We start from the raw sequence: 8,700 nt of genomic DNA, 5'->3' as shown, positions 1-8,700 counted from the left end.
TTAAATTTACTCCAAAAAGAAATTTTTAGTATTATAAAATCATCGCCTAAAATAAATACAAAATTTAAAGATGTAATAAATAACTTTGATACCTTTAATAATAAATTAAAATTTTTTGATTTTGAAAACTCATCTAATGAAGATTTAAATGATTTTTTTGAAGATTTACATATAATATCAAAAAATATAAAAGACAATATTAATAATTATAATGATTCAAACAAAGAAAACATTATTAACAATTTAGACAATCTTAATAAAAATATAGACTTTATGAATAACTTAAAAAGCACTGTATTTTTACAAATACCCCTAAATATAAATAATTTTTCTACAACTGCAGAACTTATAGTATTCTCTAATAAAAAAAATAAAAATACTGCTTCAAAAAATAATAGTGGTTCTGCACTACTTTCATTAAATTTATTATATTTAGGCAAGTTAGAAGTTTTTATTAATAAAATTAATAATGATATTAGCTGTCAGTTTAGGCTAGAAAATGATAATACACAATTTTTAGTAAAAGATAATATAGATTTATTGAGTAATTATCTAATAAATAAAAATCTTAATTTAAAAGATGTTACCTTTAAAAGCTTAGATGAAAGTTTTTCTTTAGTAAATATAACACCAAAAAAGAAAAGCAATTTAGATTTTAAATTAAGCAACTTTAATGTAAAAGCATAGTTAGGATATGTGAATTATAGTAAAAAAACTACTCGTATAATTTATACAAGTAGTTTTTTTACTATAATTCACATATCTTTTTAAGTTTTCAAGACCAATTGTTAAGCCTTCAATACAGTCTTCCATTCCTTCAAATTCTATAGTTAATGTACCCTCAAATCCAGATATTTTTAAAGTGTAATCAACTAAAATTTATGTCCTAAAAATTATATATAAAAATTGTTTTTTTCATACTTATAAAAAAGAGAGCACCTAATTACTATCTTTTTCATCTATATTATCAAGTATATCATTAACCCTTTTATCCATTATTTTATGAGTAACCTCAAGTCCTTTTATTAACCATTTAGGTACAAGGTATCCTTTATCAAGCTCTACTATATTTTCTAAAATACTTCTAAATTCATTTATTATACAATGGGCAAGTATAAACCAACCTATTGCTAACATTATATGTAAATTAATTCCTATAACCTCACCTATCATTTCAAAGGCTATCCCAAGGCCAAAACCCATAGCTACCAAACACCATATTAAAAACTTTTTAATAAAACCTTTCATAGCTCTTCTTGAGCTTTCTATCTTTAAATATCTAGCTTTTAATATTCCTGTTGTATAATCTATTATGTTAAGTCCTAGTAAAAACACAAACAAAAACCAAAAATCACCTAAAATAGCCGACAAAATACCTGTTATGCAAGATATAAAATATTTTATTTTGCTTTCAAAAATATTCATATAAATCACCTACTTTTTAATAGCTTTAATTTATCAATAATAGACTTTTTTAAGTTAAAAAATATACTGTTGTTAGTTTCATTATATCCTGTTTCATACCCTAAAACATCGGCTAAGTCTCTAACTTTTACAAAATTAAATCCACCACTATTTATAGCTTTAACAGTTGTATTTTTATTACCAACCTCCACAGTAATATTGCTAAATATATCATCTAAATTAGTTATTTTTGTTTTATTATCATAACTAATATTTTTGTTTAATAAATCTGCCAAATCTCTAGCTCTTATAAAGTTTTCTCCTTGTTCATTTATAACCTTAAAAGATTTAACTTTTCCGTTATAACTATAGTTTCTCTCTACAAACATATATTCCTCCGTTAAACTATTTTTAAAATTATCCCAAGCAGTAATATTATTTACAAAAGGTGCAGGACAATTTTTATGTGTTACATCATAGTGCCTTACTACATTTTCAATAGGTATGTTGTATTTTTCCATTAATATTTTTACAAGGCTTACTGCATTATTTATTGTTTCATTAGTAAAATAGTAATTACCTTTTCTATCTTTTTCAGAGCATAGCTCTATACCTATTGCATTTTCATTTCTACAACTACTGTGATAATATTTACCCCTTGTCCCACAATGCCAAGCCATATCATTATCTTCTACGCTTTGCCATATTTCCTTTTCATCTACAAAATAATGAGCCGATGAGTTTCTATTAGGCAATTTAAAATAATTACAATTACTTTTTGCTAAATCTCCATTATTAGCTGTATAATGTATAACTAAAAATTGTATTTTTTGTTTTCTTCCCATATTAAAGTTGCTACTATGTGCTATTAGCTTGTTTATTTTCATATGTACCCCCTAGTCTGTAATACCTTTTGTAATAGGATTAATAATGTTATTCCACAAACTAACTAAAACAAGACCTACAACATAAGGGTTTTTAATAGCATCTAAAATCACATTAAATAAACTACCCCAAGTTGTTAAATCGCTCCCTTTTATGCCAAAATAAGCAAATATAGGTGTAGCTATTGCAAGAGCTGTATTTACCCAAAATATAGGGTTTTTAAATCTTTCTTCCCAGTTAATTTTTTTCATAAATATCCCTCCATTATAAAACATTTATTTTTACTAAGCTAGCACTAAAACTAGGCTGTATTGTTATTCTTTTATAACCTACTTTTAAGTTTGTATAATAGCTATCTTTTTGGCTAAATTCTCCAACTTCTAAATAATCAATAACAACATTGTTAACTATACTATCTTGTTGAATATAAAAAGCAAAAGTTATACTAGTAAATTCTAATTCTTTTTTTATTTTATTAAAATTTATGCTTTCTATTTTTGATATATCAATACCAATAGTTGCTATATTATCTATCTCTCCATTTTCAAGTGCATTTTTATCAAAGTTATAACTATAATACTGTTCTTCATCTCCAAATTTTAATAAACATTTAACATTATTCCCATTTATTTTTATACTGTTAAAATACTCAACCATTCTAGTATCAATAGGGTTAGTAATAACAGTTTTGTTTTCTATTTTATACCCATTTATATTTAATTTTTTTATATTATTATCTTGAAATACAATACTAAAATTATCAAACTTTTCTAGGGGAATAAAAGTATTATCATTATATGTAACTTGTTTTGTTAATAAAGCAATATCAAAACTCTTTTCAAAATCTTTACTACCAACTTCATTAAAGTTTTGTGTATCATTATTATAAAATTCTTGATTAATTGAATAATATTTATTATCTATTTTAATTAAACATAAAGGCTTTGTCCAAGCATATGTTCCTGCATATAACCCTACTTTAGATGTGTCAACACTAGGGTCAGTAATGCTATAATCTTCATCTAATTGCAAAGGTGTAGATTGTTCTGTAATTATTTTATTATTTTCGTGTATAGTATGTTGAGGGTTAGCATATCCTAATGTAAAATAACCATAACTTCCTGCGATACTAGACTGATTTCCACTTGCATCATCTCTTAAAAAACTTGTACTGAAGTTATTTTTTACACAATTCTTTATTGTCCAATAACCATATCCTCCTCCAACCCAAGCATACCCATCATCTTGTATATTAGTAAATAATATATTTTCAAATGCAACATTATTATTAAATAAAAAATTATTTACAGTAGAATTACTTACTCCACTATTGTCCCAAATAAATTTCCTAAACTCTACTATAAATCCTAGTGTACCAAAATAAGAATTATTTCCAGTAAAACTATTTTTAATAATAGTATCTTTCCCTTGTCCTTCTACTATTAATGCTTTATCACTAGCACCGTTATATATGTTAGATGAAGTCAATTCATAATTACCTTTATCTAAATAAACAGTTACATCATCTGTATATGCTCTACTAATTGCTTTAGCAAGGTGTTCCTCTCGTTGTTTTTGGGCGTCATTATCTAATACCTCAATATTACTATTTAGCATAAATAACACTTCTTCTTCATCTTCAAGGTTTAACTGCATTATATTTCTAGTATGTATTTGAGTAATACAATATTCTAATGTTTTAAATGGGGTTTCTTGACTTCCTGATGTTTCGCTATCTATACCACTTGTTGAATTTACATAATAATATATCATTTATCTTCCCCCTTTCAAACTTAATATATTAGTAAACTCCGATTTATTTATTATAGGTGTTTCTCCATTAGCAATATTTAATGTATAATTATTTTGTATTTTAATCCCATTTTCACTTTCTATATTTTCAATATTTAAATTAAAATCTGTCATAGTTGTTTTTCTTTGCTCACTGCTTTCTAAAACAAAAACACTAGGGATAACTTTATGAGTAATAGGAAGTCCCTCATCTTCAATAGTATATAAAACACCACTTGTAACATCTTTAATAATATATTGTTTAATGTTTACATTACCATCATAATTACCACTAGTTGTTAGCTTTGCCTCAAGCTCGCCTTTTTTGTTAAACCCTATTGTTTTATTGTCTACCTTTGCACTTATGGTATTATTATCAATACTAATCCCATTACCTGAAGTAATGCTTGGTTTCGATATAGATTTTATTTTATTGTCAACTTCTGTTTTATTATAAGTATTTTCTTTTGTATAGACACTATCTAGATTAGCTTTATTACCTAACTTTTCATCTATTTGTTGCTTGTTATAATAATTAGAAAGGTCAATATCTATATTTTCAATATCTTCTAATTTTTGGTCAATTTCAGTTTTATTGTAAATATCACTAACATTAGCCTTTAGTTTAATCTCTTCTTTAGTTGCTAAGCCTATAATTGCCGTTTTATCTGCTTTTAAATCAAGGCCTATTTCCAACTCTTTTTCTGTTACAAATTGGTTCAAATCTAACCCCTTAAACTCTTCAACCTTTTCTGATAGCTCTGTTATGCGACTTTCCCAATATTCAAGATAAGATAAATTAGTCTCAACTATTTGATTATCAATATTTAAACTTTCTAAAACTTTAATAATAAAAACTTTAGATAAATATACCCTATCATTATTTTTTATAACTATTTGAGCTTTTTTATCCCCTTTTGTTAAAGTGATACTTTCTTTAACCCTCCAATTAATAACTATCCTATTATCTATTTCTTCAATAGTTATGTTATTATTTTTAATATTATCCAACTTGTCAGTTTCATATATAATCTGCACTAAACTATTTTCTATCTCAAAACCTAAAGGCTTTTCAAACTTAAATGTTAAAACATCAGTATCAACCGAATATTGTTGTAATGTAACTATCATTAGTCCAATACCATTTTTTAAAATTCTCAATAAAACACCTCCATAAAAACTAATATTTTATCCTATCATCTTTACAAGTTCTTCATACTGTTCTATTCTTATTCTGTCAAGATTTAAAAATATATCTAGTTTTTTTAACATACTTTCTTTTTCATAATTACCACTTTGTATTAGTATTTTTGTGCTTTCATATGTACTCATTATAAATTACCACCTTTCATTGAATTTAGCTCGGCTAAACACTCTATATAATCTAATTTGTTTAAAATTTGTGCATTACTTATTTCTTGTTTTGATATCTTTTTTTCAACTATTTCTTCTATTTTTTGGCTTATTGGCTTTTTTACAGTTGTTCCATTATCGTATTCTTCTATTTTGTATCCATTTTCTTCATATTCTCTTAATAAATTCATACCTACCTCCTAATTATCTAAGTTATATAAAATAAAACTGTTTACAAAACCTGTACTATATGTAGTTTCATATGTTGATATTTTAAGTTTATTTAAAAACTTTATAGGATAATCAACGTTAGCTTGCGCAGGAACAAAAATATGCCAGTTATGACCTGATTGATTTAATTGACCACTATCAGTATTTAGTCTCCTATTTTTACCATCTAATGATATAAGGCTTTGTGAATTAGGTTCTAAGTAGGCTCTATCTTCTATTTCATCAGTAAATCCAGATAGTATAGGATAAAAAGGTATAGAAAAACTATTGTTAGTTCTATTATCAAAAGTTGGTGTAACATTTGTATTTACTATCCCTATCTGTGAATATACATTAGTACTATAAGGTAGTGTGCTAAAATCTATCTTTATATCAAAAATAACCCTATCATCTATCTCTACTTTATAAGATTGAGAATTGTCTTTAGGTGCATATGTTTTATGTGCTAAATCATAAAAAACTGCCATTATTAAATGTCCTTTTCCATTTACCTCTAGCAAAACTTCATCTCTTTGCACCCTTTTAAACTCTTTCTTTAAATTAGGTAATGTATACCAATTTTTTATTTTATCTTTTTCAATAAATGAGTTTAATCTATTTTCTAGCTCTATTATTTTGCTTTCTATTATGTTTGGCTCACTTTCTTTTGCTACATTTTGTAAATTTTGAGATACATCATTACTTATATTTTTTATAGCATTTTCAATAGCCATAGGTGTGCTTTCTCTTGCTACATCTTCTAAATCAGATATATTTGCTTTCTTTGTATCTAATAGCCTTGTGTTATTGTTTAACACTTTTATATCTACAAAATCTTCTTCTAAAGGATATTCTATATTGCTTTTGTTTGTAAATTTGTTATCTTCCATATTTTACCTCCATCTTATTATTTATTTTTTCACTTTCTCTTACATTTTTCCAAGTATAATGTGATAACTATGCAAAAGTAAAAATCTTTAAATTTGTAAAAATTATATACCTAAATATGTAATCAAACCCTAATTTAAGAATTTTAATATCTTAAATCCTTTTAATTAGTCCAGCAATATCATACTTAGGTAAACATAGTTTATCATCAAAATAAATTATAATAATGATATTAAAACGCACAGTAATATTATTGTACATATAAAATTTATACCCTAGAAAATCAAAACCACCTGTTTTACAGGTGGTTTGCTCAACATATAAGGAAATTTTCTCTTGTTATAAGCCTCTAAAAATTCACTAAATAGTATTAAAATTACGAATATTACTTGTCTGCCACTAAAGTGTATATATTTTTTATTCTACTTATTCTGGCTACCTATAAATGGGTCTATATATTCTTTTATCACATTTTGATTATTTGCCAGACCAACTTTATTTTATCATAGGAGGTTTTTATTTTGCTATAAGAGTTTTCCTACCACCAATATAGCTAGTGGCAGATATACAGCCTATTCGTCGTACAAAAATATAAAAAGGTATAGTATACTATACCTTTTATTTTAATCATTATTTAACATATTCTCTATAAATATTCCATACCCTTTTGATGGCTCATTTACAAATACATGAGTTACTGCTCCTACTATTTTACCATTTTGAATTATAGGACTACCACTCATACCTTGTATAATACCATTTGTTTTTTGTAAAAGTTTTTCATCTGTTATTTTTAACACCATAGATTTAGAATTATCTATGTTGTATTTATTTATACTTTCTATTTCTATTTCATATTTGTCTATATTATTTCCATTTATATTGCAAAGTATATGAGCTTTTCCTATTTCTACACTATCTTTAAATCCTATCGGTATAGCTTCTCTATTTATTATAAAACTCTCATCTGTTATTTTTCCATATATACCCACGTTTGTATTATTAGTTATTATACCTACAGCTTCATTTTTTCTTATATCTCCTACAAGTTCCCCTGGTGAACCTTTTTCACCTTTTTTTATATCTATAATATTAGATTTCATAACCTTTCCATCTTTTACTTCCATTATTTCTTTTGTATCTATATCCACTACTCCGTGACCTAAAGACCCGAAAGATTTTGTTTCTGGATTTATATATGTTAATGTTCCTATACCCTGTGTACTATCCCTAACCCATATTCCTATTTTGTTTTTATTATCTTCTCCCTTTATACACTCTATATTAACATTTTGTATTACATTATTTCTTTTTATTTCTATATTTAATTTATCATTATTTTCTATACATTGTATTAAAGTTTGTTTACTATCTATATCTATATTATTTACTTTTAATATCATATCCCCAGGTTTTAATATATCTTTTGAAGGTTCATATTGCTTACTATCCTGACCTATAACTGTTCCAAGTCCTAGTACCATAACTCCTTGTGTATTTATTCTAACTCCAACAGAATCTCCTCCAGGAATTAGCTTACTATTTGGTAAAACAGATACTGTTACATTTTTAACAGGTATTCCCATTAATGAAACTTGCATATTAATGGAGCCTTCTATATCAGATTTTAAATATACTTCTTTATTTAATTTTATATTCTCATTTTCTTCTAAAGGTTTGTTATTAACATTTAACACACTATCATCATTAGATACTAACGTTGCAACGGCTGGTATGTTAAAGTTTATTTTATGCGTATTTCCTACTAAAAGATTTATATTAGATGGGAAAAATATAAATTTTATTATAGTAGGTATAGTAGCTATTAAGCTAATTAGTATTAAAATTAATATATATATATTTTTTTTATTTAACTTTTGCATATACAACCTTCCTTACATTTATTATAAATTAATAATCTATAATAATATGCTTGCCAAATATTTAAGTAGTTATGCAGAAATTAAATAGTAATCTATTACATTATCTAAAATAAACCTAAATCATTTTTATTTAAAGCTCCTACTAAAATTAGTAGTATTAGGTATATTAAACATAAAATCGCTAATGCTATTATTAAACTAAAAATATTACCATATGATAATTTTATTAAATTATAACAATTTTTAGAAATAATCCCACTAAATAATATACAAATTAAAGGCTTAA

Annotated in this window: 11 protein-coding genes; 1 reads left to right on the top strand and 10 read right to left on the bottom strand. The window is 25.1% G+C overall.

Features of this window, described 5'->3' with window-relative positions; all coding sequences use genetic code 11:
* Nucleotides 1-687: flagellar hook-length control protein FliK (locus R5Z65_RS08905; RefSeq protein ID WP_317368634.1), on the top strand; the 687-nt coding region annotated here is incomplete at its 5' end.
* A gap of 252 nt (nucleotides 688-939) precedes the next feature.
* Here R5Z65_RS08905 and R5Z65_RS08900 read toward each other — a convergent pair.
* The 10 genes from R5Z65_RS08900 to R5Z65_RS08855 all read right to left on the bottom strand — a co-directional run.
* A complete protein-coding gene (locus tag R5Z65_RS08900) occupies nucleotides 940-1,425 on the bottom strand; it encodes a phage holin family protein (RefSeq protein ID WP_317368633.1) in 486 nt (161 codons plus the stop codon).
* A gap of 5 nt (nucleotides 1,426-1,430) precedes the next feature.
* Nucleotides 1,431-2,291 carry a peptidoglycan recognition family protein gene (locus R5Z65_RS08895; RefSeq protein WP_317368632.1) on the bottom strand — a complete coding sequence of 287 codons (861 nt, stop codon included), beginning with the start codon at nucleotides 2,289-2,291 and terminating at the stop codon, nucleotides 1,431-1,433.
* Nucleotides 2,292-2,300: 9 nt separating this feature from the next.
* Nucleotides 2,301-2,540, bottom strand: a complete 240-nt coding sequence (locus R5Z65_RS08890) for a phage holin (RefSeq protein WP_317368631.1) — start codon at nucleotides 2,538-2,540, stop codon at nucleotides 2,301-2,303.
* Nucleotides 2,541-2,553: 13 nt separating this feature from the next.
* Nucleotides 2,554-4,062 carry a hypothetical protein gene (locus R5Z65_RS08885; protein WP_317368629.1) on the bottom strand — a complete coding sequence of 503 codons (1,509 nt, stop codon included), beginning with the start codon at nucleotides 4,060-4,062 and terminating at the stop codon, nucleotides 2,554-2,556.
* Nucleotides 4,063-5,241, bottom strand: a complete 1,179-nt coding sequence (locus R5Z65_RS08880; protein ID WP_317368627.1) for a hypothetical protein — start codon at nucleotides 5,239-5,241, stop codon at nucleotides 4,063-4,065.
* Nucleotides 5,242-5,268: 27 nt separating this feature from the next.
* Entirely contained in the window at nucleotides 5,269-5,412 is a 144-nt protein-coding gene (locus R5Z65_RS08875; RefSeq protein ID WP_317368626.1) for a hypothetical protein, read from the bottom strand.
* Nucleotides 5,412-5,624: a hypothetical protein gene (locus R5Z65_RS08870; protein ID WP_317368624.1), complete on the bottom strand. Its 213-nt coding sequence runs from the start codon at nucleotides 5,622-5,624 to the stop codon at nucleotides 5,412-5,414. Before R5Z65_RS08870 ends, R5Z65_RS08875 begins: the two co-directional genes overlap by 1 nt.
* A gap of 9 nt (nucleotides 5,625-5,633) precedes the next feature.
* The gene (locus tag R5Z65_RS08865; RefSeq protein ID WP_317368621.1) at nucleotides 5,634-6,533 is read right to left on the bottom strand and encodes a hypothetical protein; all 900 of its coding nucleotides are present in this window, start codon (nucleotides 6,531-6,533) and stop codon (nucleotides 5,634-5,636) included.
* A gap of 621 nt (nucleotides 6,534-7,154) precedes the next feature.
* Nucleotides 7,155-8,414 carry a SpoIVB peptidase gene (gene spoIVB, locus R5Z65_RS08860; protein ID WP_317368620.1) on the bottom strand — a complete coding sequence of 420 codons (1,260 nt, stop codon included), beginning with the start codon at nucleotides 8,412-8,414 and terminating at the stop codon, nucleotides 7,155-7,157.
* 104 nt (nucleotides 8,415-8,518) lie between these two features.
* On the bottom strand, nucleotides 8,519-8,700 hold a 182-nt coding region (locus R5Z65_RS08855), incomplete at its 5' end, for a hypothetical protein (RefSeq protein WP_317368619.1).

Origin of the sequence: uncultured Tyzzerella sp., assembly GCF_963558545.1 — a bacterium.
GTDB lineage: Bacteria > Bacillota > Clostridia > Lachnospirales > CAG-274 > Tyzzerella.
Note: the sequence above shows the minus strand (reverse complement) of the source record. Positions and strands in the feature narration are given on the sequence as shown.

Coding starts and splice junctions, on each gene's coding strand:
- R5Z65_RS08900 (WP_317368633.1), bottom strand. CDS start 1,425: ATGAATATTTTTGAAAGCAAAATAAAATATTTTATATCTTGCATAACA.
- R5Z65_RS08875 (WP_317368626.1), bottom strand. CDS start 5,412: ATGAGTACATATGAAAGCACAAAAATACTAATACAAAGTGGTAATTAT.
- R5Z65_RS08890 (WP_317368631.1), bottom strand. CDS start 2,540: ATGAAAAAAATTAACTGGGAAGAAAGATTTAAAAACCCTATATTTTGG.
- R5Z65_RS08885 (WP_317368629.1), bottom strand. CDS start 4,062: ATGATATATTATTATGTAAATTCAACAAGTGGTATAGATAGCGAAACA.
- spoIVB (WP_317368620.1), bottom strand. CDS start 8,414: ATGCAAAAGTTAAATAAAAAAAATATATATATATTAATTTTAATACTA.
- R5Z65_RS08870 (WP_317368624.1), bottom strand. CDS start 5,624: ATGAATTTATTAAGAGAATATGAAGAAAATGGATACAAAATAGAAGAA.
- R5Z65_RS08895 (WP_317368632.1), bottom strand. CDS start 2,291: ATGAAAATAAACAAGCTAATAGCACATAGTAGCAACTTTAATATGGGA.
- R5Z65_RS08865 (WP_317368621.1), bottom strand. CDS start 6,533: ATGGAAGATAACAAATTTACAAACAAAAGCAATATAGAATATCCTTTA.